A 26,196-nucleotide genomic window follows, 5' to 3' on the forward strand; every position below is an offset into this window, starting at 1 on the left:
CCGCCATGCGGCAGTTCGCGATCCTCTACGAGGATCGCTTCACACGACCCAACAGCTAGAATGAAATTGATCGCCTGCCACGCCTGAAATGTTCAGACGCCTTGCACACAAAAATTCAGACACTCCCTCTTTTCTTGATGAGCCAAGGAGTCTCCTGCGGAGACAGCCTCATCCTCCACATCCAAAACAAAGCGCCCGAAACCACCACCGCGTTCCGGGCGCCAACAATCGTCCAACAACGAGTCCGACGACAGAAAACTACTTCTTCACCGCCCGCTGCCGCACCGCCTCGAACAGGCACACCCCGCTAGCCACGGACACATTCAAGCTCTCCACCGTCCCCGCCATCGGAATGTTCATGACGACATCGCAGGTTTCACGCGTCAGACGCCGCATGCCCTCGCCTTCCGCGCCCATCACGAGCGCCACCGGCCCGTCGAGTTCCGTTTCGTAGACGCTCTTCTGCGCGTCGCCGGCCGTGCCGACCACCCAGACGCCCGCGTCCTTCAGTTCGCGCAGCGCGCGCGCCAGATTCGTGACCGTGATGTACGGCACCGTGTCGGCCGCGCCGCTCGCGACCTTCGCGGCAGTCGCGTTCAGTCCCACCGCGCGATCGCGCGGCGCGATCACCGCATGCGCGCCAGCCGCGTCGGCGACGCGCAGGCAGGCGCCGAGATTGTGCGGATCGGTCACGCCGTCGAGCACGAGGATGAGCGGAGAGCCGCTGATGCCGTCGAGCAGTTCGGCGAGGTTCTGCGCGAGCGGCAGATCGCCCGCGCGCGCGACCACGCCCTGATGACGTTCGGTGCGCGCGAGGCCCCACAGACGCGTTTCGTCGGCAGCGATCAGACGCACGCCCGCGTCCTTCGCGGCCTGCAGGAATTCGGTCATACGACGGTCCTTGCGCGTCGCGTCGTAATAGACATCCTCGACCGTCGACGCATCGTGCCGGATACGCGCGGTCACTGCGTGGAAACCGTATAAAACCTTATGACGTGCCATGACTGAACAACCTTTGATTGGACGCGCATTCAACGCGCGCCACTGTGATGAAGATGAAACCAAAAGGCAGACCGCGCGCAACCGGCACGCGTTCACGTGCCCGCTGCGCGCGGTCGCGGCGCTGTGAAAGCCTCAGCGCTTCTTGCGTGCCTGCTTCGACGCCGCCTTGCTCGCGACGCCATGCTTCCTCGCCGCGCCGCGCGCGGCGCGCGCTTCCTTGACCGCCACGCTCTGCGCGGGCGCGGCCTTTTTGCGCCGCTGACCCGGCACCGACGCGCCGCTTTCCGCCGACGGCAACACGCGCACGCGCGGGCCAGCGCCTTCGCCCTTGTCCGCCGCCATACCGCGTGGCGCGGGCGGCTTGATCGGCGTATCGCGCACGAGACGGAAGTCGATCTTGCGTGCGTCGAGATCGACGCGGCTCACCTGCACGCGCACACGATCCGACAGCCGGTAGCGAATGCCGGTGCGCTCGCCGCGCAGCTCGTTCCTGATCTCGTCGTACTGGAAGTAGTCCGAGCCGAGTTCGGTCACATGCACGAGACCTTCGATGAACAGCGAATCGAGCTGCACGAAGATGCCAAACGACGTGACGCCGTTGACCATGCCGCCATACTCTTCGCCGAGCTTGTCGCGCATGAAATAGCACTTGAGCCATGCTTCGACGTCGCGCGATGCTTCGTCCGCGCGGCGCTCGTTGGCCGAGCAGTGCAGCCCGAGCTCTTCCCAGATCGCTACGTTGTTCGTGCGAGCGCGGGCACCGCGCTTTTCCTCGTCGGCCTGCTGCATTGCGCGGGCGCGCGGCGACAGCGCGGTATTGAGCTCGACGCCGTGCGGCGGCTGCGGCTGATACTTGCGGCCCTGCAGGATCGCGTAGATCGCGCGATGCGTGAGCAGGTCCGGATAGCGACGAATCGGGCTCGTGAAGTGCGCGTAGGCCTCGTAGGCGAGACCGAAGTGGCCGATGTTGTCGGGGCTGTAGACCGCCTGCTGCATCGAGCGCAGCAGCATGGTCTGCAGCATCGACGCGTCGGGCCGGTCGCGGATCTGCGCCATCAGTGCGGCGTAGTCGCTCGCGTGCGGCGTGTCGCCGCCGCCGAGCGTCAGGCCCATGCCGCGCAGGAACGTGCGCAGGTTCTCGAGCTTTTCCGCGCTCGGGCCCGCATGCACGCGGAACAGGCCCGGATGCTTGTTGCGCTTCAGGAAATCCGCCGCGCACACGTTCGCGGCCAGCATGCATTCCTCGATCAGCTTGTGCGCGTCGTTGCGCGTGCGCGGCACGATCTGCTCGATCTTGCCCTGCGCGTTGCAGACGATGTACGTCTCCGTCGTATCGAAGTCGATCGCGCCGCGTTTCTGGCGCGCCGCGAACAGCGCCTTGTAGACGCCATACAGATTCTGCAGTTGCGGCAGCAACGCGGCACGGCGGGTTGCCTCGGGACCCTTGGTGTTCGTCAGCACCGCGGCAACTTCGGTGTAGGTGAGCCGCGCGGCCGAATGCATCACGCCCGGATAGAACTGATACGCCTTCACGTCGCCACGCGCGGTGACGATCATGTCGCACACGAGCACGCAGCGGTCAACCTGCGGATTCAGCGAGCACAGTCCGTTCGACAGCTTCTCCGGCAGCATCGGGATCACGCGGCGCGGGAAGTACACCGACGTGCTGCGCTCGATCGCGTCGGTGTCGAGCCCGCTTTGCGGCAGCACGTAATGAGACACGTCCGCGATCGCGACGATCAGGCGGAAGCCGTCGCCGCGGCCCACCTTGACCGGCTCGCAATAGACGGCGTCGTCGAAGTCGCGCGCGTCCTCGCCGTCGATCGTGACGAGCGGCACGTCGCGCAGATCGACGCGATGGCGGATGTCGGCCGGGCGGACTTCATCGGGGAGCTTGGCCGCTTCGCCTAGCGCGGCCTCGCTGAATTCGTGCGGCACGCCGTACTTGCGCACCGCGATTTCGATTTCCATGCCGGGGTCGTCGATATCGCCGAGCACTTCGACCACGCGGCCGAGCGGCTGCGAATGACGGCTCGGAAAATCGGTCAGCTCGACCACCACGACCTGGCCGACCTTCGCCTTGCGGGTGTTCTGCGTGATCAGAATGTCGTGGCCGATACGCTTGTCTTCGGGCGCGACGATCAGCGCGCCGTTCTCGTTGAGCAGGCGTCCGATCACACGCTTGTTCGCGCGGTCCGTGACCTCGACGATGTGCCCTTCGGGCCGCCCACGCCGGTCATAGCCGACGATGCGCGCGAGCACGCGGTCGTTGTGCATGACCTTCTGCATCTCGCCGTTGGGCAGGAACAGGTCGTCCTGGCCGTCGTCGCGAATCAGGAAACCGTAGCCGTCGCGATGGCCCTGCACGCGGCCCGCGACGAAGTTCGACGGATGAGTCAGTTGATAGAGATTGCGCTGATCGAGCCGGATCTGGCCGTCGCGCTCCATCGCGCCGAGACGCTTGAAAAATCCTTCGCGCTCCTGGCGCTTGATCGACAGGGCTTCGGCGATGTCGTTCGCGGCAAGCGGCGTTTCACTCGTGCGCAGCACGCCGAGGATTTCTTCGCGGCTTGGAATCGGATACGGAAATTTGCTCAAGGGCTTGTCGATGATTTTTTCTCGTTGCATGGACGTCGGTCGGCGATGTGGTCCGGCCTGGAAGGCGTTTGCTTAATGCGCGCAGTTGCGCTCGGCTGGATCTGTCGGGCGGCTGCGCTGCCTCGGTCATTGCACCTGCTGCTTGCTGCTCTTCTGCTCTACTGCGATTGCACAGGAAACTGCCCGGGTTCGGCTCGTTCAACGCAAGGCCGGCGCGCCACTGGCTGATCGCATGTCGACACTCGCGTCGCGACACCGGATGTGCATCGTGCCAACGAACTACTGCGAGGCATTCTAACACCCGTGTCGGGCGCCACGCGGGCCTGCGCCGGTGGTTCGGACGCGTCGTGCGCCGGCTCGCAGCGAGGTTGAAACGCGCTCGGCAAATCGCTTGACAGGTCGAAATCGGTCGCTATAATGGCGGTCTTTGCAGTTCATCACCTGCCCAGGTGGCGAAATTGGTAGACGCACTAGGTTCAGGTCCTAGCGGTGGCAACACTGTGGAGGTTCGAGTCCTCTCTTGGGCACCAGATTCGAAAGTAGAGCCGCCTTCTGGCGGCTCTCTTTTTTGTGTAAGGCCTGGTAGTCGAAATCGCTGTTCGTGTTTCGATTGCCGGATGAGCAGGACGGTGGTTCGGTAGCGGTTGCATCACTTCGCTGCACGTTCAACCAGGCGGATGAGAAAAGCAAGTTTGTTTGAAGCAGAGATTGACAAACTTAATCATCTTGCTAAAATAGCGGTCTAGCTTGAAGACGTGCCCAGGTGGCGGAATTGGTAGACGCACTAGGTTCAGGTCCTAGCGGTGGCAACACCGTGGAGGTTCGAGTCCTCTCCTGGGCACCACAAGGCTGTTTAGAGTAGTACAGAGAAGTCCAGAAGACCCCGTAAATCATTGAATTTGCGGGGTTTTTTGTTTATTGCCGTCTAAACCCGAACACGGCAAGCCAGGTGCAGATGAGTACATTTTTGAGTACATTGAAAGTTCGAGACCACGCAATGTACTCACCATGCCTCTCACCGTACGCGAAGTCGAAGCAGCCCGGCCCCAGCCAAAGCCCTACGGTGTCGCCGATGGCGACGGCCTAGTCCTCTGGGTCACGCCGGAGGGCAACAAGTTCTGGCATTTCCGCTATCGCCTGCACGGCAAGCAACCCCGCATCTCGCTGGGACGCTTCCCCAACGTTACGCTTCAGAAAGCGAGGCAGCAGGCAGCGGTATACCGTGCACTCGTCGCCGACGGCGCCGATCCGCGCGCGAAACGACGTATAGACCGTGAGCGGGCGGACACCAGCGACGACGGCACGTTCAAGGCAGCCGCTGAACTCTGGTACAGGAGCAAACAGGATGCGGGTCGGTCTGCCTCGACACTGGACAAGATTCGAACGTACTTGGACAAGGACATCCTTCCCGAACTCGGTTCCATCAAGCTGGTGAACATCACGCGCGCAGACTGCGCCCGCGTCCAGGAACGCTTCGAAAAGCGCGACGCCCTTAACGTCTCGAAAAAAGCCCGCGGCTGGCTGCGCGAGATTTTCAGTCAAGCCATCGCACGCGGCAAATGCGAATTCAATCCGGCTTCAGAGCTCAAGGTCATTGCGAAAGCCGCGCCGAAGGCAAAACCCTATCCACACCTCCTCGAACCGGAACTGCCCGATTTCCTGCGTGCACTCGAGAAATCAACGAGTCGCCTCATCGCCTATGTCGCTGCCTGGATGACGATCTGGACGGCGAGCCGTCCCGGTATGGTCCGATACGCCGAATGGACCGAAATTGATCTCGATGGCGCGCTGTGGACAATATCCTTCGAGAAGATGAAGATGCGACGCAGCCACGTCACGCCGCTCCCATCGCAATTGGTCAAGGCGCTCAGGGAACTCAAAAAGCTGACAGGCCGTCACCAGTACGTTTTCCCAGGAATCGGGACGAAGCACGAGGTCATCAGCGAGAACACTATCAACCTCGTGTTTTCGAAGATTGGCTACAAGGGCCGTATGGTCGGTCACGGAACACGCCATACGGCGAGTACCCTCCTTCGCGAGCACGGTTGGACAAAGGATCACGTCGAAACCCAGTTGGCCCATCTTGAGGAAGGCATTGCCGGCGACTACAACCACGCCAAGTATCTGGTGCAACGTCGTGCGATGATTCAGTGGTACGCCGACTACCTTGATGCGCTGAAGACCGACATGCAACCGGCCCAGCAGCAGTCATTTGCCCAACGGGTCAACAGGATACCCGTGCAATCGACCTCTACGCCTTCGCAATCGCTCGACAACGACGAAATCGCAGCCTGATGAAGCCGCGATTCGTTGCTTCAACGTTATCCACTCGATTCGATGACAACGGCGCGAGCTTCTACAGAGTGCAAGGCCTGCCGGGTGTTGAGGGTCCCTGGCTTCAATCGTGCGGGACAGTGTGCAGCTTGCAGGTGTCGCCGTGTAGCACACTTCAACCGTGACACGCTGGGCTACTTCTCGGAGAGTGATTGCTAAACGCAGAATGGGACACGACTGAGCCATGAACGACAAAGAACAGAGCACGAGCGAGCTGTGGCTTGAAGCGCACGCGCCCGGCTTTCGGGATCTTCCCGACCCCGATCGCCACGCCATCTTCGAGTTCGCCTTTCTTTGGACCCTCTTCGAAGCACAGGTCATGGACAATTTCGCCCGTGCCGACCGCATCCGTGAGCGAGCCGACACCTGGGCGGCGGACGGTACGCTTGAAGCTGGTCTCTACGACGCGGAGCTTGCCTACTTTCGGAACCGTTACTTCGCCGATGGCGCCCTGACCTATCACTTCCCCTATCTGAACCTTCGCCCCTCCGACTATCCCGACCTCGTTCAGGCTGTGCTTGAGGGCGCGAACGACGACCCGCGCGACAAGGTTCTGTGCCTGCTGCTGATCATCTGGAGGCTGCGCAACAATCTATTCCATGGCGCCAAATGGGCGTACCAGCTTCGCGATCAGCGGGAGAATTTCACGCAGGCGAACAAAGTCCTGATGCGAATGCTTGAACGCCATGGCCGGCTGGGGTAGCGTCAAATACTCGCCCAGCTTACTCGATCCTATGCAGGTGTATCCATTGCCCTAAGCTCCGTCGGCATACGGTGGTCCGTTCAAACCTCATAAATCCGCAGGCAATGCTCCTTCAAGGCGTCGATGATGTCCAGCCAGGGCCGGCAACCTATCGGTGCGGCTCGGGATGCACCGGCACCTACAGCCGGCTGCGATAAGATAATCAACAATGCCTACCGTGTTAATCCGGCTCCGGGGAAAGAATGCCACGCGAAAATAATGTAAAACGCAACAAGGCATCACTTGATCACAAGTTCGAGTTCCTCGAAGACGCCATCGCGCCAGGAGACCGGCTCGCCCTTCGCCCGGCCGTCTTCGAGGTCGAGGAAAAGGTATCCGGCGCAGAGCGCAACCTCAAGCTCTGGCGCAAGACAGGTACGGCGCTTGATGATGATCTCCGACAGCTCTGGCTGCACGAAATGCGGCAGGTGCAGCGTGTCATGTCGTACGAGGGTGCCCGCGAGGTAATCGTCGACGTTCTGGAGTTCGTGGAAGACGAGTCCGATTTCGGTGTGGTCCTTGGATTTCGGTGTGGTCCTTGAACGGACAGGACGACCACTTGCCGACATGCTCAGGCGCGCTTCACGTCAGCACTGGCTGAACAACCCCGGTTCGCCGCGCGCCCGGATACTGTTCTGGCGCAATATCAGGCGCCTTGTCACAGCGCTTGGAATTGTTCACGCGCAAGGTCTCGTGCATGGTGCCGTTGGCCCCGACGCGGTGATGACGGAAGGTGCTGACGAGCCGGATTTCCGGCTGGGGGGCTTCGAGTGGAGCCTGTGGTTGACTCCCGACGCAACGGACCGGTCACATGCGAAGGTCGGATCGGCCGCCGCTGAACGCAGATCGGAGCGCTACTCGTTCGCCCAGGACTGGCAGTCGATGGGGCTGATGATCGCAGACTGTCTTGACTGCATCGTCAGGGACTCGGGCGATGTCATGCCCGCCGGGCGACATAGCCCCGCCATTGAGCTCAACACGGCCGAACGTCTGCTGTTACTGCGCCTCGTGAGGCCGGCGAGAATGGATCAGCTCGACGCCGGATCAATCGGACGTGCAATTGATGACCTGCTCGCGAGCGTTGCACAGTCCGCCTCGACGCGCGCCGGGACATTCATCCTCTGCGTTCCGTCGAACCCGAACGTCAGCGATGCCGTCTACACGGCAACTGCCGGGGAAATTCCGGTTGATGAACACCGGCGTCAGCTCGACTGGATCCGTGCCGACCTCGACGGCGGCGCAACAGTGCTGGTGCCTCGATCCTTCGATCCGGCAACCGATACGATCCGGCTGGTGACATCGACCATGGTCTACAGGCTTACTGCCTTCCGTGACGAAGGAGCCGCCCTGTGGGACATCGCCGTCTGCAGAAAGGCAGAGCTGAGGGACGGCACTTTCAGTCTTGGCGAGAGCGACGAACATGCCCTGATCCAGACCGTGACAATCGTGACGAACGCGCGCGAGGCTCGCGAGACGCGTGGCCGGCTTGGCGCCGATACGCTCGACTGGAGCACCTTCGCCAGCCCAGCACGTGACGCAATCGGGCCCGACGAGGGTGACACCGTGCGCAATGCACTGCTGCTTGTGCAAACCGTGGAAGCGGTTGTCAAGGCGCTGGAGGTCTATCCCGTGCAGGTTCTGGCAACCGAGGTACACAAGGGCCGTCGTTCTGTGCTCCTGCGTGCCGAGCCCGGCAGCGAGCGCGACCGTATCGCAAAAAGGATCGGCCTGACCGAAAGCGCCGTTTCCCTCAAATGGCTGTTCGAGGACGACCGGCGCGATGCCGAAGCGAAATGGCAACTCTGTCGTGCCGCCGGCCTGGGATCCACACGAACCAGCGACGTGGTCGCCAGCTTTGTCGAAGCGCTCGAACATCGCGGCATTCAGGCATACCGCTTTGAGATCGACGAAGACCTTGAAAACCAGGGGCCCTACTTTCTTCGAACGGAACGCGATGCAGGAACGGAACAGGCCATTTCCCGGCGACTGCGTAACATCAAGGCACTCGACACGCGTGCTGACCTCGTCGACATGCTGGCCGATCCATGGCGCGTACGCAGATCCAGCCGTGAAGAATTCAGCGACGAGGCACGCCGGGACGAAGCCTTTCTGGATCTGGACCCGCCCAAGCAGAAGGCGCTGATCGGCCTCTGGTCCACGCTTCCGTCGTTTTTCGTCGTGGGGCCCCCTGGCGTTGGCAAAACCAGGCTGGCAACCGAAGTGGTTAGACGCCGTTTTGCTGACGATAGCTCAACGCGCATGCTGGTCACCGCGCAGGGCCATGATGCACTCGACAATCTTCAGAAAAAGATCCGGGAGACGCTCGCCGAGGCAGGACAGGATGACGTTCTGCTCGTCCGGTCGACCACCTCCGAGCGTCGACCGACGAGCGGTGAGGAAGTCCATCGGACGGGTTTGGACTATCTGGAGCGCCTTTCGCAAAGCGGGCTCGCGAGAACGGCACCGGAACCGCTTCGCGCGCGTATTGCGGAACTGCGCGACGCCGCCGGTCGCATGGAGCGCGCGAAGGACACCATCACCCGGGAGCAGCGATCCGGGCTCGGCGCGATCTCACATCTGATACTCGATGCGGCGAACATCGTCATCTCGACAGCCAATTCATCGGACATCGAAAGCCTCGTCGAGGCCCGGCAGCAGTTCGACTGGGTCATCGTCGAAGAGGCAGCCAAGGCGACCGGACCGGAACTGGTTGGCCCGCTCATGCTTTCAGGCCGCCGCCTTCTGATTGGCGACCATCGGCAGTTGCCGCCGTTTGAGTCGGAACGGATGGTGCGTATCCTGCGCGACCAGAGTCTTGTGAGCGAGGCCTTGCAGATCGCCGGACAGTACGTCGGCTCCCTGCTGCACGATGGTGAACTCGACGAGCTCGAATTGATTGCCCTGGATGCCGCCACCCTGAAAGCAACGGCAGACATGGCCTTGAGGCTGCTCGAACCGTTTCGCAGCTTCGTCGAGAATGATGAGCGACGTGGCCATGGCAACCCGACGCACCGCCCGATCTCGGAAACGCTTACCGAGCAGAGGCGGATGGATCCGGCCATCGCAGAGGTTGTGTCCCACGCGTTTTATGACGGAAAACTCCGGACCGCTGCCAGCCGAGTACATGCCGCCGAGACGGAAGCATCCCCCGTCGTCCGGCTTGGCGCGCTCCCGTGTTCCCCCATTGTCGTCGTCAATTTCCCCCATGTGAGCTCGACCGGCCGCGCAACAGAAATCGAACGTGGAAAGCCTCGCTGGCACAACCCCGCCGAGGTAGACGCGGTCATGAACGTATTGCGGCACCTGCGGGCCCGCGAAACCACGAAGCCGCCAACGCTCGCCATCCTATCGCCCTACAAGGCGCAGGTCGACAAGATCCAGGAGCGGCTGTCATCACGGAGGTCTGGCGACTTGCAGCACCTGAAGCATTTCAAACCCGTGCGAAGCGATGGCGCATTGGTCGGAACGGTCGACTCTTTTCAGGGTAGCGAGGCCGATGTCGTCATTCTCTCGCTCGTACGAAACAATCCGCGCAATGCCCTGGGCTTCCTGCGTGACCGACGGCGTATGAACGTCGCGCTCAGTCGCGCCAAAACACAGCTGATCATCGTCGGCAGCCTCGATTTCCTCGCCGAAGCGGTCCGCGCCGTCAACCCGGACGCGGAAGATCACGACCTCTCGTTTCTTGCCCTGATGACTGAGACAATCCGCAAGCTTGAAAGCCAGAAGAGAAATGACATCGCGCTCGCCCGCTCGATCAGCCCCGATGCGCTAAAGGAGCAACTATGAGCGTATTGATCGCAGTCCCGGTCTTTCGGGTCAGTTGCAGGGTCGGAATCGACCGCGGACGATCATGGAGTGTTGTTGACGAACTTGTGTTATGGGCGATTGTGCGCGAGCCCAGGTCGATCTCCACGCTCGCCCGCGAAGCTGACCTGCCACACCAGGTCATCATTGCATCCATCGCGCGCCTGATGCGCTTTCGCCTTGTCGAGGTCACGCTGAGCGGCGACAGTGTCGCATTTCGCGCAAGCGAATACGGATTCCGGACCGTGGCCAGCGGCGAGACCCTGCCATTTTTTCCCAAACGTGTTTCACGGCGCGTCAGCTTTGTCATTGATGCCGCGACGGGTGATTTTTTCCCAACGCGTGAAGTGCGCATCATGCCGGGACACCGGCTCGACCGGGAGCGTCAGGCTGGATACGAAGTCCGGGCTATCCACGTCGAAGGCGGCGCCCCTTCTATGTCACACGAGGCCAACATGAACCGCCTGTCCGAAATCGCCGTCCGGGGATGGGACGAACAGGTCGCGACGATTGACGGCAAGACCGCCACTTTGCGCGAAGACGAGTTTATGGTGCTGCGTGTGATCGACGGAATCCCCAAGGGTCTGCCTGAATCGGCAGGCATGAACCTTCGCGATCTCATCGCCCAGGCTGCGGCATTGCCATCGGGCACGAAACACCTCACCGTGACCTACGCGGGCGAACAGGACGTACCTGACAGCACTTCCACGAGTCATGCCTGCACATTCGAGCCGTCCGATCTCGTTATTGGCGGATCGGCGCACAGGGAATGTCTTGTGTCACTCCTCACACGCGCTCACAGGCGCGTCATCATCCATTCCACGTTCCTCGACGCCAAGCGCTTCAGCGATCTGATGGACGCGATACGGACCGCATGTGGGCGTGGCGTGACGTTCGACCTGCTCTGGGGTGCTGAACTGGATGATGAGACTGAACGAAAACATGCTGCCGCAGCTACCGCTATCGCGCGACTGGTTCGAGAAGACGAGGTCCTGAAGGGCCGCGTGCGCGTCCATATGAGAACCACAGGATCCCACGCTAAGTTGATCCTGCTGGATACCGCACACGACGGCTGGATTGCAGGCGTCGGTTCATGCAACTGGCTATCGTCCCCTTTCGAGGCCGTCGAGATGTCAGTTGTACTTCGGGATCAACAGTGCGTCGCAGACGTCGCGGTGGCCGTCCAACGACTGGTGGGACGCCGTGGCCTGTCCGATGATATCGCCACCGAGATGTCGACGCTTGCCCGTGACCTACGGCGCACGCCAACAATCGACGGCAGCGGTCGTCTTGCCCTTGTTGTAGGTGACGCGCACGACCGTCTGATACGTACTGCCAGCGGTGCGGCGGTGACGCGGTTTGTCGTGGGCAGTCACCGGCTGGGCTCGACAGCAAGACCGGGTGCGTTAATGCAAGGGGAGAAGGCGGCTGAACGCCCGGGCGTACGTACGATCGTTTTCTATACGCGCACGACAGGTCCGCTGAAGAACCGGCACGCCAGGGCGCTCGCTGAGGAAGCCCGACTCAATGGCGTGATCCTGGCGAAAGCCGGGAAAATTCCCCTGCATGGGAAGTTCGTCGCATGGGATGACGACAATCTGGTCGTCACGAGCCTGAACTGGGCGTCTGCATCAGCGGACCCCGACTTCCCCTGCGGCGAAGTCGGCGTGCACATCTGCGCACCGGGCATTGCCGCCCACGTACTGACCCGTCTCGAGGAAATATTTCCTGAACTGACGCAGGACGCCGAGCCCGTTGCCACGCAGTAAAGACATCCCAGGCATCCGGTTGCCGCCGCCTGCTGTCGCCTAGTCTTCCTCCCGGTGCCGGGGAGGCCATACGTCCGCACCGCGAGGCAACCAGAGTAGACTCAGCGTGGCATCATACTGCCCGGCGTGAATCTTCATTTCCCGCAGGGACATGTGAGGATCGGCATGCTCAAACCAGACCGAGGCGCGAATCTCTGCGCCCCGTCGGTCATGTCTGATATTCGGGTTGGCCGCCAGGGACTGTTCGGGCACGGGAATGACATTGCCGCGCGTCGAGAAGAACGCGCCCGACCTGAAGGCCGGCTCGCTCGACCACGCCCAGTTGATGAAACCATCGTTGGACATCACCAGGACGGCTTTTTCGTCCGTGTACTGCAGCCACTTCAACACCGCGGACGTGAGTGACACGCCATACCGGTCCGCGCAATGGCTCAACGCGTCGAGATCAGCGCCGGAGGAAAGCTGCGCGCGAAAATCGTCGAGCGGCATCAACAGATAGGAAGCGAACAGGTCGGCCTGTGCCTCGATATCGCGATCGTCTTGAGACCAGTTCAGCATGTCGGCGTCGCTGCACTGGAACGATTCCCTGCTGAGCCGGTGAAGTATGTAATGCCCCAGTTCATGTGCCTGGGTGAACCGTATCCGACCGGGCGACGAGACCGTTTCGTTGTAGAGAAGCAGCCAGCGCCGGCGCTCCTCGTCTGGCAGAAGCGCCCCCTCGAATCCCCGGATATCGGCCGGTTCCACCTGGGTAATCGGGTCGCTCCATCCGAATATGCGCGCGGCTTCCAGTGCCAGCGTTGGCACGTCAACCGGGAACCGATCGACGCCGTGGGCGAGCGCAAAGGCTTCCGTGACGCGCACGAGGCGGGTCGCGGCACGCGGCGGCGTCCAGGATTCGGCCATCACTAATTCTTCTTGAACGTGTTGAGTATCCTGCGAAGCTGTTCCTTCGCCTCCGGATCAAGCTTCTGGTAGCCCCGAAAGAATGCCTCATCGAGATGGCGCTCTTCAGGCGCGCGCACGTCCTCCTCAATGAAGTACGACGTGGCTACCCCAAGTACATCGGCTAGTGCAGTCAATTTTTCGGCCGACGGTCTTTGCGACTCACGGTTTTCGAGTTCCCAGAGATAGCTCTTGCTCATCCCTGCCAGTTCGGCCAGTTTCTCCAGCGTCAGTTGCCGCTCCTTTCGAAGCTCCCGCAATTTCTCACCGAGACGTGTCGCCATCATCGCGTCTCCCAACAGATTAGGTGTGAACCCAATATACCACGATACCGAACTTTTCGTTTGACAATCGAAATATGTGATGTAAGATCACGAAAGTTCGCTATTCCGAACTTTGGATCTGGACTTCCCGATACGCCGGCAAGGAGCGCGTCGATCCGGATCCGGCTCAACCTCGCACGCCGCGGAGACCATATGCCACTGAGCAATACCGATATCCGATACTACGACAGCACCGTATTGCGCCTGCCTTCCGACAGGCGTAAGGCGTATCACGAACAGGTCGACCGGCTTGTGGCGGCGCTGAGCAAAAAGCTTCACGAACAGACGGACATCAAGATCACGAAAGTGGTCAAGGCAGGCTCGTTCGCCAAGTACACGATCCTGCGCAAAACCTCGGAGGACCCGGTCGACGTCGACGTGGTGTTCTATATCTCGGGACGCAGCGTGAGCCAGGAAACGCTCGCGAGCCTTAGCCAGACCATCTACGACGTGCTGATCAAGCTCTATCCGAACAAGTCCGTCGAGGACTTTCAGATCCAGCGCAAGGCAGCGACCGTCACCTTTGCAGGCAGCGGGCTGAGCGTCGACATCGTGCCTGTGATCGAAGACCCTACCCGCGCAGGTTACGGGTGGCAGTTCGACATTCATGATGGTACCCATGTGCAGACGTGCGCACCATGCCAGATCAAGTTCGTGCGCGACCGGAAGAATGCGGACCCAGACTTTCGCACGCTGGTGCGTCTGGCAAAGAAGTGGCGCAACCGCGTCGAACTCAAGCCGCTCAAGTCGTTTACGATCGAACTGATCATGGCGCACGTTCTGGCAAAGAACGGCACGGCCGGCACCCTCGAGAAACGTTTCCGCGACTTCCTCCTGTACATCGCCCAGTCGGGGTTAAAGGACGCCATCACATTCCCCGAGAACAGCAGCGTTGTTCCGACTTTTTCCGATCCGGTGGTGATCCTCGATCCCGTCTGTAACACCAACAATGTCGCCAGCCGGATTTCGGAAGAGGAGCGCAAGGAGATTGTTGCGGCGGCACACGAGGCATGGGAAACGGCCGTGTTCGCCTCGACCGAAGACGATATCGAAATCTGGAAAGAACTGTTCGGACCGCGCTTCACGGTCGGGGAGTCAGCATGAGCGAGACCTACGCATCCACCGAAACCTATTCGGTTGCCGATATCGAAATAGTAATGCGGCGTGTTTGCGCCGACCTGCTGATGATCGCGGGAAGCACCAAAGCGGTGACCGAAGAAAAAGCACGGAACTGGGCTCACGATATCGAAGTCTTCGCGAAGAACGGATATCTCAGGATGGTCGACCTCACCCTGCTGTATGCCGGAGTCGAAATCCGGGCGACTCGCTTTGTCGTGAATACCGATTCTGGTGATCTGTCCTCAAGCCGCCCTGGCGGTGTCCTGTGGCCGGAAATCCCGGGTGCGGAACTGCGCATCGTTCTGTCCTACACCGATGCGTATGACGCGGCCGCCAGGGAAAAGACGAAGAGTCGTCTGCGCATTGGCTGGGTCGCGAGTAATGCCGACACGAGCCATGCAGGCCTGACGTCGGGTACCGGCCGCGATTACATGAGCAATGGATACGGCATGCAGCGAAAGGATTTCAACTGATGACACAGACAACCATTTTCGATGCCAGAACACCGCTGCCCGATGCAGGTCTCGCGGCGCGTGAAAAAACGCTGCTGGGTTTTGACGCACGTTATACGCAGATCCATGACCAGCTTCGTCTGCTGCTCAATCTCGGCGACCTCGCAGAGTGGAGCAAAAAGCACCACAGAAAAAAACTGGCCTTGTGCGATCTCGTCGCCGAACAGTATCCGCTCGTGATCTTTCATGGCGATGTCGGCACTGGCAAGACGGCGACCGCCGAATGCATCGCAAACAGGCTGGCCAGGGAGTCGCGCACGGAAGACTCCCTGCTCTTCAGGCTCAGCAACCGCGTGCGCGGCAGCGGCAAGGTCGGCGAGATGGGCACGCTCCTGACCCAGGCTTTTCAGGATGTGACGCAATCGGCGGGCAAGACGCGCCGCGCCATCCTCGTGATCGATGAAGGCGACTCGCTGGCAGCAGCGCGCACGCAGGCGCACAGCCATCACGAAGACAAGGTCGCGGTCAACACGCTGATCCAGTGTATCGACGATCTGCGCCGCTTCGGGGGCCGTGTAGTCGTTTTTCTTTGCACCAACCGGCTTTCGGTGCTGGATGCCGCCTTGCAACGCCGCGCCGCCGTCGTCGAGGAATTCACGCGCCCCGGCGACGCCGAGCGGCGCGAGCTGTTCTCGATGGATCTCGAGGGACTGGGTCTCACGCAGCAGCAGATTGAGGAACTCGTGGCCGTGACGGGCTCCCGTGCGCAACTGCCGAGGTGGACGTATTCGGATATCCGCACACGCCTGTATCCCGCCGCTATGGCCAAGGCATTCCCGGACAACCCGCTCGCCTTCCGGCATCTTCACGAAGCCGCCTTGTCGTTGCGCCCGTCGCCCATCATGGAGGACAGGTAATGGCCCGATCCGCCCTCTTTGGCCGTCGCGTCCACATTACTGGCAGCATTTCAGGGGATCTCGCGCTCGCGTCAGCGGACGAAGTCAGGCGCGCTCGCGCGATTGTCGAGTCGCTGGTGAAAGAACTGATTCGCATGGGTGCGACGTTCGTCATCCCCGTCGATGCAGAAAAGCTTCGCGAGGACGGCTTGCCCATCTGTTTCGACTGGCTGGTCTGGGAAACCGTCCACAAGCATCTGCATGCCCGTCCGGAGGGTGCACCAAACCCGCTTGTCATCGCGGTCAAGCATCACAAGACGGAGACACAGATTCCCGAACAGTACGCGGCACTGTGGAGCTCGCTACGCGGCTCACCGATGATCCAGATCGAAAGCGCGGCCCTGTGGAACATGAACAGCAAGCGCATGGAAATGCAGGCGCGGCATGGCGACATGCTCATCACCCTGGGCGGCGGTGAGGGCGTTCTGTTCCTGGCCAACATCTATCATGATGCAGGTAAGCCCGTGATTCCGCTCAACCTGAAGCTCGGATCACCGCAATCAGGCTCGCTTCGCCTCTTTGATTTCGGGCTTGCAGGAAACAATGCGAAGCGCCTGTTCCAGACGGACACCGCGCTGTCATCACACGGGTGGCTCAACCGGATTGAGATGCCATCCAGGCAAGCCGTGCCAGAGAGCGTCGATGACCTGATGGCATTGATTGAGGCATTGGCCCCGCCGAAGGCATTCGTGGTCCGGCTCCTCAACCCTGAGCACGAGGATTTCAACGACGTGCAGGCATTCTTCGACACTGTCGTGCAGCCCGTCATCGAAGACGAATTGCGGTACAAGATGGCCGTGATTGACGGTTACCAGGCCTTCGATCACGCCCGCATCGATCAGGAGATTTTCGCAAAGCTCCATCGCAGCAGTATTGTTCTCGCCGACATAACGGGCTCGCGTCCAAACTGTTTCCTGGAACTCGGCTATGCGCTTGGTCGCGGCCTGCCGACCATGTTGATGGCGAAGGCAGGCACCGCGCACCCGTTCGACATCACCACGTTTTCCGGTCATCACTGGAAAACGACGGGAAGTGTCGAGGAGCGGCGCCGCGAGCTTCGCAAACATTGGGAGGCAGTCAGAAACCGTCCCACCCTTGTCCCGACGGAGCCGCTAATTCCATGACCAGTCCGCGCGAAATCTATATATCAGTCGATGTCGAAACTGCCGGACCGATTCCGGGGGAATACAGCCTTCTCTCGATCGGCGCCTGCAACGCAGGCGAACCAGGAGAGACCTTTGCATGCGAATTGAAGCCGACCACCCGCAACGCCGACCCTGCCGCGCTGAAGGTCACCGGGTTGTCGCTGGACCGACTCGAACACGATGGGCTCGAACCGGCCGCTGCGATGCAGGCCTTCCACGACTGGGTAATTCTCGTCGCCGGCGGTGATGGCACGCCAGTTTTCGTTGGGTTTAATGCCGCGTTCGACTGGTCGTTTGTGAACTATTACTTCCACCGCTATCTGGGAAGCAATCCCTTCGGCTTCGCTGCACTCGACATCAAGTCCATGTACATGGGTGCTGCCGGGAGTACCTGGAGTGGCACACGTTCCAGCCAGATTGCGGCAACTCTGAAGCCGTCACTCAAGAGCGACCACGATGCGCTGCATGATGCTCTCTACCAGGCCGAACTTTTCCGGGCTATTCGAGCCCTAGAATAGCGTGGGAACGATCGGGTCTGCCGCATGTGCTGGCACATCACCATGCCATTCTATCGTGCGTTGGGGCGCCACTATGCCATCGCAGATATTGCACAAAACTTCACTACGGGAGAAATTAGATGACTCTCAACGCAGGCAAATACAGCCGCTCGATCACTCTTCAGTGTCCGACTTGCGGAAATACCGGATTCTCTCACGAGGGTGCGGACGGGCAGCCCGGTGAGTTACTCAGCTGCGGCAATTGCGGGCTGAAAATCTCCAAGGACGATCTGAGCAGGGCAAACAGTGAGAATGTACAAGCGCATATCAAGGAGATTCGTGAGGCCGTTGTGAAGGATGTTCGCAAGGAATTGCACGAATCGTTGAAGAAGGCGTTCGCTGGCAACAAACACATTAAGATCCGGTGATGCCACTCTCGATCAGCGTTGGCGACGCGATCGCCACAGGCGCTCTGCTGTTATCGGGTTACTCCACCTGGATGACATTCCGGTTCAATCAGAAGCAAAAGCAGGTCATTGAAAGCCAGGAACGGCTAAACAGCCTGCTGCTGGAGAAAGAAACCAGTGAAGCCCTCAATTTCCGGAAAGCCGATCTCGGTGCAACGTTCATCAAGATCGGAAGCAATGACCGGCGACTGAAAATCTGGAATAAGGGCAAATCGGCTGCTCGCAACGTAACCATGGAGTTTCCTGAAGGCAATGGCTGCCTGATTCAATCAGACATTGATTCGAAGTTTCCGCTGGAAATACTGGACGCGCATCAGTCAGTAGAGCTCATCGCGGCCCTGTCCCTGAACAGCAAGAGTAAGCATCCCATCAGACTGATATGGAGCGACGACTTCTCTAGTCGCAATGAAAAAGTGGTTTATCTGCAGTGAACTAGACTAAATCTGACAGTGGTAGGTTTCTCATGCTGGTGCGCATTGGCGCGGAGGGCGTAGCCCGTAGCGGCAATGCGCACCGCGAACAGCAAGGAGTCCGCCATGACTCAGGAACAGAAGGTCATCCGTGCCAAGGTCGGCATGCTCGAGCTGGCCCGGCAACTTGGCAACGTCAGCCAGGCGTGTCGCGTGATGGGTTACTCGCGCGACAGCTTCTACCGATTTAAGGAACTGTACGACCGTGGTGGCGAGGCCGCGCTGCAGGAGATTTCGCATCGCCGGCCGCTGCTCAAGAACCGCGTAGACCCGCAAATCGAAGCGGCCGTCGTCGAACTGGCCCTCGAATTGCCTGCCTATGGCCAAATCCGGATCGCCAACGAAGTCCTCAAGCGGCATGCCCTGTCCGTTTCTCCACAGGGTGTCCGTAGCATCTGGCTGCGCCACGATTTGGAGACCATGCCCAAGCGCCTGAAGGCATTGGAAGCCAAGTCTGCCCAGGAAGGTCTGGTGCTCACCGAGGGACAGCTCGTTGCGCTGGAACGCGCCGAGCGCGAGAAGGAAGAACACGGCGAATTCGAGTCCGAATGTCCAGGCTACTGCGGCGCACAGGACACGTTCTATGTCGGGAGTCTCAAGGGCGTTGGCCGTGTCTATCAACAGACTTTCGTCGATACCTACTCGAAGGTCGCGTTCGCCAAGCTCTACGATCGCAAGACGCCGTTGCCGGCGGCTGACCTGCTCAACGATCGCGTTGTGCCATTCTTCGATAGCTTCGGCATCCCGCTGCTGCGCGTACTGACGGATCGCGGCACGGAATACTGCGGCAACCCCGAACATCACGAATACGAGCTGTACCTGGCCTTGGAAGATATCGACCATACCCGCACGAAGGCCAAGTCGCCACAGACCAACGGGATCGTCGAGCGACTGCACAAGACCATGCTCAACGAGTTCTACCGCATCACCTTCCGCAAGAAGATCTACGAATCGATCGGCGCCTTGCAGACGGACCTTGATGCGTGGCTCGACCAGTACAACAATGAACGGGAGCATCAGGGGCGATGGTGTTATGGCAAAACACCAATGCGCACCTTCCTGGATTCACTGGAACTCGCCAGGGAGAAACTCATTCCCCATTGACCCCATCCCCTCTATCGGCCCGGCCACCTGTCAGATCGAGTTCCGGCTAATACAGTTTATCCGACGACCTGAGCGAGCAATCGCGTTCCTCCCGCTTTCCTATGTCAATCGCTGATAGACTGCCCACCCGCGCTCTTTCCCCAGCTCCAGAAGCCTGTCCAAAGCCTCCCGCTTTGAATACCCGTAAGCCACTGACCGACCGTCGGATAGATCGTAGCGATACTTTCGATGAGATGGACCGACTTCGTCCGCAGGTACAGTAGTAACGGTCATTGTCGCGTCTATAAGCGCACCGTCGATCTGCACGAACAAATGTTCTTTGCTTGCCCTCCCAAGCGCTTTCTTGACCGCGTGTTCCGAATCGCGGATGGCAGTTTGACGCTTCGTCATATCGTTTCGTGCTCGTCTTATGTCATTCCCGTGAGCTTCGTCGCTCAAAACCCACTGCCCGACCTCTGCAGCTTCCTCTTCATATCCCTGAACGATCTTGGCAAGTGCTTCGTGAGGCGTCGGAAAGCTCAGGTTGTCAGCGTCGAAAAAACCTTCACTGAGTATGAGTCGGCAGTATCCCTCATCGTCACAGCAGGCATGCCAAATTGGATGCCCATCGGCCCGAATACAGTTCAACCAAAACCCATCGGCCATAGTCGCCACGAATCCGCGATTTCAGTTCCTCGACCGGGCTCAATTTGTTGGCCTTCCTCACATAGCAAAGTGCTGCCTGCTCGGTTTCGTGGAGGACAGGTCCATTCTTATACTCCGGCCCGTATCGCCACGCCGCCCATCGTCTGGAGTCAGTCAGCGGCTTCATCTCGCCAATGTATTGCCCGGCGTCGCCCTGCACCGCAAAGGAAGGCGGTCGTTGCCGGATCTCTGCCGCTACCGCCCAAAATTTCCGGATACTCTTAGCTTGACGCTCAGTGATTTCTTTCTTTTGCAGAGCCGCTTCCAGGTCTTGCTCCTCGCGCCTCGTACTTGTCCTGAGCTCAAACGCTCGCTTGTTCCTCGCTCTTGCAGCCTGACGCTGTTCAAGCTCGCTCATATAGTCCTCGTTTTGTTTTCCGTCGCGATCTACAGTCCGTTGAATTGAGGCAACCGACCAAACTTTTCCGCATATTTGAGCAATAGCACGCGTTCGTACACAGCTATTGTCGCAGCTTCGACAGCAGGGCCTTTTCGCTCGTACGGCCCCTTGGTCGCGCCAGAATGCCAAATCGTGAATCGAAGATTGCTTGCGGCAAGGTCGCCAGAGTGCTGTTTGTACGCCTTGACCGCCTCATGAGATTGTTCTAATCGTTGCTCGACGTGCGCCGACATCCCGATGTAGAGCACTGCTTCGTCAAGGTACCTATCCCCTCCGATCGTCGATCCGGCATCGACATCGCTTGTTGCCAACATATAGATGCCCAACAGCCCGAAGCCAACCGGCACATCGAAATCCCGCGACGGCCGCTCTCGATGTGCCCATCGCATCCATTGGGGAAATTCGATGGCAGGAATCTCGATCGCGGCCATGACACACTCTCCGTTTTCCGTGATTGCTCAGTCCGGAATGTCGGGTCCTTCACCCCACACAGCGAACCCAGCTCGATGTGCTCTCGCTAAGCGTGCGCGGTGCGCCACCAGGAACGGTGATCCTACTGCAGCGCTCTGGGTGAACCGATACACCAGTCGATCTCCCACGATTGAACGGACATAGCAGCCGCCTGGACCGAACACTCTGTCGCCGCGCATTCTCCCGACCGGCACACCGGATCCGATGTAGACAAAGTCATTCGCGACTTGAAGCGGCATCCCGTCTTTTGTATAGGGATCCCATGCATTTTCCTACCAATCGGCGCCGTTCTCGACATTGAGCGGTGCATTCAGGGCCAACTCTCGCCACTTGTACTTGATCCCGCGAGCGTCCAGTCGCCCCTTCACAGACGGCCATTCGCTTGCTGTTATGTGGTGAGCGACGACGCCCTCGGGTAACTCACCATACCATTCAGATTTCACAAACTCGTTCACCAGCGAATCCTTGATCCTCACTTCGACGCCAACATCTGTCATTTCCCACTCCTTTTGCTTTCCATGGTGTGCCGCGCTCCGTCAACGGCAAATCGCAGGGCGGATCCGTCCCGCCGTCTAAGCAAATACCTTAGGCACCACGGATGCGTAGCCCCTCGATCTTTGCCATATCGCGAATTTCCCGACGGAGATATGCTGCGATATGATCCAGCAAAGCTTTTCCAGTGAGACGGTCTGGTACTCCAAGTATCGAATACATCACCATATGCACATCGATCACATCGGGCGTCGCGGTCTTGCTGTACGAAAAATCTACGTCGTAGTTAGCCATTTGGTTCCCGTTCAACGCGGTTCGTTGTTCCATGCCCGCACGACAGCCGCCACAAACAGATGCTCGGGCGTACCCGGTTTAGCCATCAGCTCGGGGCCCATGTATCCGCAAGCATCGCATTGCATATATCCGACGCTAGCCGCCTTCACCGACGTGATTCGCTCTCGCTCCCGGCACTTCGGGCACGGGGCACATGCAGGTATTTCAACAGTCATCTTGTTTCCATGTTGGTCTTGACGTGATTCGCCACTTCGTGGCGCTGCTTTTTCTACGGAGTTTCGGGAGTTCGCTTCGCTCCTGGATGTGCTTGGCAGGATGAATCAGATTGCGTGTACCGCGCAGGCCCTGAGCGTACCCCCGCAAGCGTACCCACGGCGGATTATTGTAACCAAGAGTAACGGCGAGAGTCACTTTCGTTTCAGCCTGGGTGGCGAATCTTCACGCCGCCTCACGACACCTCATGTTCGTTCTCGCGCGTGTCCATTGAAGGCTGAAACGACAGGGGGATAATCAAAGCTGAACAAGTAGCAGGAGGATATGCGCCATGGATCAGGTAATGCGCATGAAGGATGTTGTAAAGAAAATTGGCCTCTGCCGCGCGACCATTTATGCAATGATCAGCCGTGGGGAGTTTCCGCGCCCCATACGCATCGGAGAACGTGCAACCGGCTGGCGCGAGTCAGAACTGGAGGCATGGCTCGCGAACCGCAGCGCCGCGCGAGAGCGGTCGGTCTCAGCGCTACCATCAGGCCGCTGAATCGCCGTGTGCAACATCACGAGCCCACGGCGAGCATCGTGCCGCGGCATCCCGAGGCGCCGCACCGGCAGACATAGCTGAGCCTCACCTCTTCGTCCGTTGTATCGTCAACGGCCAGCTGGTAATCCAGAAAGAGTTCCTCGCCGGGTGCGATCGCGGTCGATGCGTAGATAAACACACGGTCTTCGACCTCCAGCGCCTCGCAATTGGCGTTGCATGAGTGGTTCAGCCACCGAGCGCTGTTTCCCTGATGCCCGCCGTCGATTACGCGCCCGTCCGACAGACCGAAGAAATACGTGTGGCCAGCTGTGCCTGTACTTTCATGCTGTCTGATGGCCGCCGTCCACTCAATCGTCTCACCCTTGTATTCGAAAATCAGTTCTCCGGCTTCGAGTGCCCGTAACGCAAACACGCCGCGCCCATCCACGGGCGAGCGTCGAACCGCCACACGTCGCTGCATAACCTGTCTGTTCTGTTCTTTCATGGCGGGAGTATAGGGGAGACAAATTGCCACCTACGTGTACTTCTTGAAGTACTTGGCCATGTTCCATACCGCGAGCAGCGTCATCACGGAGACCGGCCAGAAGAGCAGATAGACGGGCAGACACAGCGGCGCAACAAGCCACACGATGGCCGTCAGCGGTATCACCCCAAATGCAAGCCCACGCTTTGCATGGTGGTAGCGGGTCGCAGATTCGTGGCCGCCCTGCGCCCGCCTGACGTGACGCGCCACCAGTCCATCCGTGAGTGCGACCACAACGGCCAGCACAAACTGCGGGATCGTCATCAGCAACATCGAGACGCGAACGCCGAACAGCTTCATTCCGATCATCGCCACGATCAACACCTCGCGTGTTGATCCGGTGAATGCGGGCCGCAGCATGGAGCCGAGGCCCTGAGCCGGCAGTGTCCCGGCCTGCCACGCCCGCGCAGAGGCATCGACGCCCGTCCAGCCAAACCAGCTCCAGTACGCGAGGTCTGCGGCACGCCTTGCGAGTTCGCGATCCGATGTCTGTTCCAGGTAATAACGGAGCAGCGTCTCAATTCCGCACACCGGATCGTCCCGCCAGAAAAAGTGAGCCGCCGCGATGTCAGCCAGCACCGACAGAAGCGATGCAAGCATCAACCATAGCGTCGCATGGATCGCCAGATCGACGATCCAGAAAAACGATTTCACACCGTCCGCGTTGCCATCCCGGCGCGCCGCGCTCATGCCCGCTCCTCTCAGAACCCTGCGCCCTTGCCCTCGACCGCCCAGGGTTCGCTGGCTAGGGGCTCGGTGTGGCTGAGGACTGGCAGGAAGCTGCCCACTGCGCCGCCGATAACGTCCGGCGCCACCCCACCTGCATCATCAAACGGCGATACGACCTGCACATAGGACACGTATTTCGCCCGCATATCGGCCACCACCTCATCCAGTCCGGGCAGCATGATGGGATCGTTCTCCTCCAGCAGTGGCAGCCGCACCTTGACCAGCTGGCCGCCCTCAATCAGCGCGAAGGCCTGGCCCTTCGGTAGTTGCGTGAGGTCGGCGGGTTGCAACATTGGCACAGGGCGTACCGAAATCTGGTCGTGCGTCTGCGCCGTGAAATGCACACCCTCCCCGCGCCGCACCGCATCCGTCGCCGACGAGGCGAGCGTCAGCGTCTTCACGTCGACCATCGGCAACTGATCGGTGAGGATCTGCGCGGTCGTCACGTATTTCACACGCAGCATCACGAGCGTGTTGAAGTTGCCGAAGATCTGCTCTGCCTTGGCCCGCGAACCGATCTTCGCTTCCACGTCGGCGCTCGTCTGCGTGTAGGCCGTCACCTGATAACCGGCCCCGCCTGCCTTGTTCACCATCGGCACGAATTCGTCGCCGACCAGTTCGTTGAATTCGTCCGCGTGGATCGATACGCGGCGCCTGCCGCTGGCGGTGCTCTGGCCGTAACCATGCCCATACTTGTAGATCCGGCCGGCAGTTGACGTGAGATCCGCAAACATCGCGTTGCCGACCACGCCCGCGACCTCGAAGTCGGATAACGCATCGAGCCCGACATATACGATCCCGCCGCGGTCCATCACCCGGTTCCAGTCGAACACGGGGCGCGGGTCGTCCGGGTCGCTGTAGTCGGGCGACAGCAGCTCCGACGTCCGCCCCGTGGTGAGCTTTTCCAGGAGGGGGTAGAGGGATGAGATCAGCTTGTCGAAGTAAGAACGCTCGTTGCTGATCACGGACAGCAGGCCATTGGCGATTGGATCGGTCCAGCCCTGCTGACGGATCAGGTTCGCGATCTGCAGCACTTCCTGGTTGCGCTGCAGGCGCATCGCCTGCTTCGCCTCTTCCTTCTCGAGTGGCTCCAGCCCATCTTCCCAGCCAGGGTGGTCACGATCGAGCCAGAAGCGGAAATACCGCAACGCCAGCCCGTCGATGTTCACCGCATTCTGGTAGATCATCTCGTAGGTCGGACGGATACCAAGCGCGCTCATCGCACGGGCCATCACGTTCACGAAGCGCCAGACGAAATCGCGGAACGCGGCGGACTGCCCCTCCTTCGGCAGGTTGCCCGCGATGCGCGTCGCGACCTCCGTGATTCGCGAGTAGGTGCCGATCGGGCTGTAACGCGCGGAGCGGTCCGGGTAGCCCAGATGAAAGAACGTGAATTCGCCCTCGCGACCGCAACGTTTCGCCTCCGCATACATGCGTAGCAGCAGGTCGACGTCGCCCTTCGGATCGAACACGATGACGATATCGCCGCGACGGATATCCTGCGCGACCAGAACCTCGCACAGGCGGGTCTTGCCCACGCGCGTCGTGCCGAGCACCGCCATATGGCCGACACGCTCACCGAGGTCGAACCAGACACCGCGCTCTTCGGGTTCCACACCGTGCAGGGCTGGATCGCCGCCAACCGGTGGCAGTGGCGCAACGGGATTCCACCATGCCTGCCGTCGCGTCATACGTGCAAGCCGGCCGTCGGGATAGCGCCGCTCGTGATCCCGTGCGAGGTCATAGAGATCGCTTCGGGCGAGCAGTCGCCGGTTCTCGGGAAGACGGGCCTGATACAGGCGCTGGGTGTGGATACCGCTCCACCGGAAACCGCGGCCGAGAAATACCTCCCTGCTGGAGCACGGGATGACCGCGGCCGGGATCACGTACTGCGGCAGGCGCCGCAGGTTGCGCTGGAAACGGATCAGTTGCCACGCCTGCCTGGCACGCGCCCAGGCCAGGGCGAGCAACCCGAGAGTCGTCAAACCGCCGGTCGCCGGGGTGAGCAGAAACAGCGCGGGGTGGGACCAGAGCACGCCCATTGCGGCAAGCGCGGCCACCGACGACAGCAGTTCGACGGGTCTGCGAAAGCGGTTCTCGACTGGATAGCCCATCG

The 26,196-nt window shown here is 60.2% G+C and carries 25 protein-coding genes and 2 tRNA genes; 16 read left to right on the top strand and 11 right to left on the bottom strand.

Annotated features, from left to right (window positions below):
• Positions 1–258: 258 nt before the first annotated feature.
• Positions 259–1,002 carry a 23S rRNA (guanosine(2251)-2'-O)-methyltransferase RlmB gene (gene rlmB / locus ACLFKU_RS24440; protein ID WP_013089240.1) on the bottom strand — a complete coding sequence of 248 codons (744 nt, stop codon included), beginning with the start codon at positions 1,000–1,002 and terminating at the stop codon, positions 259–261.
• A gap of 132 nt (positions 1,003–1,134) precedes the next feature.
• Positions 1,135–3,630: a ribonuclease R gene (gene rnr, locus ACLFKU_RS24445; RefSeq protein ID WP_368582790.1), complete on the bottom strand. Its 2,496-nt coding sequence runs from the start codon at positions 3,628–3,630 to the stop codon at positions 1,135–1,137.
• 413 nt (positions 3,631–4,043) lie between these two features.
• Between rnr and ACLFKU_RS24450 the strand changes: the two genes are divergently transcribed.
• From ACLFKU_RS24450 to ACLFKU_RS24480, 7 genes are all read left to right on the top strand, one after another.
• Positions 4,044–4,130 (top strand) — tRNA-Leu (locus ACLFKU_RS24450).
• Positions 4,131–4,357: 227 nt separating this feature from the next.
• Positions 4,358–4,444: transfer RNA gene (locus ACLFKU_RS24455), tRNA-Leu, on the top strand.
• A gap of 164 nt (positions 4,445–4,608) precedes the next feature.
• Positions 4,609–5,895, top strand: a complete 1,287-nt coding sequence (locus tag ACLFKU_RS24460) for a tyrosine-type recombinase/integrase (protein ID WP_410850754.1) — start codon at positions 4,609–4,611, stop codon at positions 5,893–5,895.
• 223 nt (positions 5,896–6,118) lie between these two features.
• Entirely contained in the window at positions 6,119–6,637 is a 519-nt protein-coding gene (locus ACLFKU_RS24465) for a hypothetical protein (protein WP_410850755.1), read from the top strand.
• A gap of 242 nt (positions 6,638–6,879) precedes the next feature.
• Entirely contained in the window at positions 6,880–7,218 is a 339-nt protein-coding gene (locus tag ACLFKU_RS24470) for a hypothetical protein (protein WP_410850756.1), read from the top strand.
• Complete coding sequence (locus ACLFKU_RS24475) at positions 7,196–10,465, top strand: AAA domain-containing protein (RefSeq protein WP_410850757.1); 3,270 nt, start codon at positions 7,196–7,198, stop codon at positions 10,463–10,465. The genes ACLFKU_RS24470 and ACLFKU_RS24475 overlap by 23 nt, the downstream gene beginning before the upstream one ends.
• A complete protein-coding gene (locus ACLFKU_RS24480) occupies positions 10,462–12,252 on the top strand; it encodes a phospholipase D-like domain-containing protein (protein WP_410850758.1) in 1,791 nt (596 codons plus the stop codon). Before ACLFKU_RS24475 ends, ACLFKU_RS24480 begins: the two co-directional genes overlap by 4 nt.
• Before the next feature lie 39 nt (positions 12,253–12,291).
• Here the strand turns inward: ACLFKU_RS24480 and ACLFKU_RS24485 are convergent, their stop codons facing one another.
• Positions 12,292–13,158 (bottom strand): ImmA/IrrE family metallo-endopeptidase, encoded by an 867-nt coding sequence (locus tag ACLFKU_RS24485; RefSeq protein ID WP_410850759.1) that lies wholly within the window; start codon positions 13,156–13,158, stop codon positions 12,292–12,294.
• A gap of 2 nt (positions 13,159–13,160) precedes the next feature.
• On the bottom strand, positions 13,161–13,481 hold the full coding sequence (locus tag ACLFKU_RS24490; RefSeq protein ID WP_124674379.1) for a helix-turn-helix domain-containing protein: 321 nt from the start codon (positions 13,479–13,481) through the stop codon (positions 13,161–13,163).
• A 192-nt stretch (positions 13,482–13,673) separates the two neighbouring features.
• Between ACLFKU_RS24490 and ACLFKU_RS24495 the strand changes: the two genes are divergently transcribed.
• The 8 genes from ACLFKU_RS24495 (at position 13,674) to ACLFKU_RS24530 (ending at position 19,730) form a co-directional block, all read left to right on the top strand.
• The gene (locus tag ACLFKU_RS24495; RefSeq protein WP_124674380.1) at positions 13,674–14,624 is read left to right on the top strand and encodes a CBASS oligonucleotide cyclase; all 951 of its coding nucleotides are present in this window, start codon (positions 13,674–13,676) and stop codon (positions 14,622–14,624) included.
• Entirely contained in the window at positions 14,621–15,112 is a 492-nt protein-coding gene (locus ACLFKU_RS24500; protein ID WP_410850760.1) for a hypothetical protein, read from the top strand. Before ACLFKU_RS24495 ends, ACLFKU_RS24500 begins: the two co-directional genes overlap by 4 nt.
• The gene (locus ACLFKU_RS24505) at positions 15,112–16,008 is read left to right on the top strand and encodes an AAA family ATPase (protein ID WP_217043821.1); all 897 of its coding nucleotides are present in this window, start codon (positions 15,112–15,114) and stop codon (positions 16,006–16,008) included. Before ACLFKU_RS24500 ends, ACLFKU_RS24505 begins: the two co-directional genes overlap by 1 nt.
• On the top strand, positions 16,008–17,171 hold the full coding sequence (locus tag ACLFKU_RS24510; protein ID WP_410850761.1) for a hypothetical protein: 1,164 nt from the start codon (positions 16,008–16,010) through the stop codon (positions 17,169–17,171). Before ACLFKU_RS24505 ends, ACLFKU_RS24510 begins: the two co-directional genes overlap by 1 nt.
• Entirely contained in the window at positions 17,168–17,710 is a 543-nt protein-coding gene (locus ACLFKU_RS24515; protein ID WP_410850762.1) for a 3'-5' exoribonuclease domain-containing protein, read from the top strand. The genes ACLFKU_RS24510 and ACLFKU_RS24515 overlap by 4 nt, the downstream gene beginning before the upstream one ends.
• A 119-nt stretch (positions 17,711–17,829) precedes the next feature.
• Entirely contained in the window at positions 17,830–18,117 is a 288-nt protein-coding gene (locus ACLFKU_RS24520; RefSeq protein WP_410850763.1) for a hypothetical protein, read from the top strand.
• Complete coding sequence (locus ACLFKU_RS24525) at positions 18,117–18,587, top strand: hypothetical protein (RefSeq protein ID WP_410850764.1); 471 nt, start codon at positions 18,117–18,119, stop codon at positions 18,585–18,587. Before ACLFKU_RS24520 ends, ACLFKU_RS24525 begins: the two co-directional genes overlap by 1 nt.
• A gap of 105 nt (positions 18,588–18,692) precedes the next feature.
• Positions 18,693–19,730: an IS481 family transposase gene (locus ACLFKU_RS24530; protein ID WP_410850765.1), complete on the top strand. Its 1,038-nt coding sequence runs from the start codon at positions 18,693–18,695 to the stop codon at positions 19,728–19,730.
• Between the two features lie 577 nt (positions 19,731–20,307).
• On the opposite strand, the gene ACLFKU_RS24535 is transcribed toward ACLFKU_RS24530, so the two are convergent.
• The 4 genes from ACLFKU_RS24535 to ACLFKU_RS24550 form a co-directional block, all read right to left on the bottom strand.
• The gene (locus tag ACLFKU_RS24535; protein WP_410850766.1) at positions 20,308–20,772 is read right to left on the bottom strand and encodes a hypothetical protein; all 465 of its coding nucleotides are present in this window, start codon (positions 20,770–20,772) and stop codon (positions 20,308–20,310) included.
• Between the two features lie 29 nt (positions 20,773–20,801).
• On the bottom strand, positions 20,802–21,245 hold the full coding sequence (locus ACLFKU_RS24540; RefSeq protein ID WP_410850767.1) for a hypothetical protein: 444 nt from the start codon (positions 21,243–21,245) through the stop codon (positions 20,802–20,804).
• A gap of 312 nt (positions 21,246–21,557) precedes the next feature.
• Complete coding sequence (locus tag ACLFKU_RS24545; protein WP_410850768.1) at positions 21,558–21,782, bottom strand: hypothetical protein; 225 nt, start codon at positions 21,780–21,782, stop codon at positions 21,558–21,560.
• Between the two features lie 88 nt (positions 21,783–21,870).
• Positions 21,871–22,071, bottom strand: a complete 201-nt coding sequence (locus ACLFKU_RS24550; protein WP_410850769.1) for a hypothetical protein — start codon at positions 22,069–22,071, stop codon at positions 21,871–21,873.
• Between the two features lie 544 nt (positions 22,072–22,615).
• On the opposite strand from ACLFKU_RS24550, the gene ACLFKU_RS24555 reads away from it, so the two are divergent.
• The gene (locus ACLFKU_RS24555) at positions 22,616–22,828 is read left to right on the top strand and encodes a helix-turn-helix transcriptional regulator (RefSeq protein ID WP_217043816.1); all 213 of its coding nucleotides are present in this window, start codon (positions 22,616–22,618) and stop codon (positions 22,826–22,828) included.
• Positions 22,829–22,844: 16 nt separating this feature from the next.
• On the opposite strand, the gene ACLFKU_RS24560 is transcribed toward ACLFKU_RS24555, so the two are convergent.
• The 3 genes from ACLFKU_RS24560 to traD are packed head-to-tail and all read right to left on the bottom strand — an operon-like array spanning position 22,845 to position 26,194.
• Positions 22,845–23,288, bottom strand: coding sequence for an SET domain-containing protein (locus ACLFKU_RS24560; protein ID WP_217043867.1), 444 nt, complete (start codon positions 23,286–23,288; stop codon positions 22,845–22,847).
• A 54-nt stretch (positions 23,289–23,342) separates the two neighbouring features.
• Entirely contained in the window at positions 23,343–24,041 is a 699-nt protein-coding gene (locus tag ACLFKU_RS24565; RefSeq protein ID WP_410850770.1) for a DUF4400 domain-containing protein, read from the bottom strand.
• Between the two features lie 11 nt (positions 24,042–24,052).
• Entirely contained in the window at positions 24,053–26,194 is a 2,142-nt protein-coding gene (gene traD / locus ACLFKU_RS24570) for a type IV conjugative transfer system coupling protein TraD (RefSeq protein WP_410850771.1), read from the bottom strand.
• Positions 26,195–26,196 lie beyond the last annotated feature (2 nt).

The sequence above is a fragment of the Paraburkholderia sp. EG304 genome (genome assembly GCF_046543485.1).
In the GTDB taxonomy this organism is placed as follows: domain Bacteria; phylum Pseudomonadota; class Gammaproteobacteria; order Burkholderiales; family Burkholderiaceae; genus Paraburkholderia; species Paraburkholderia youngii.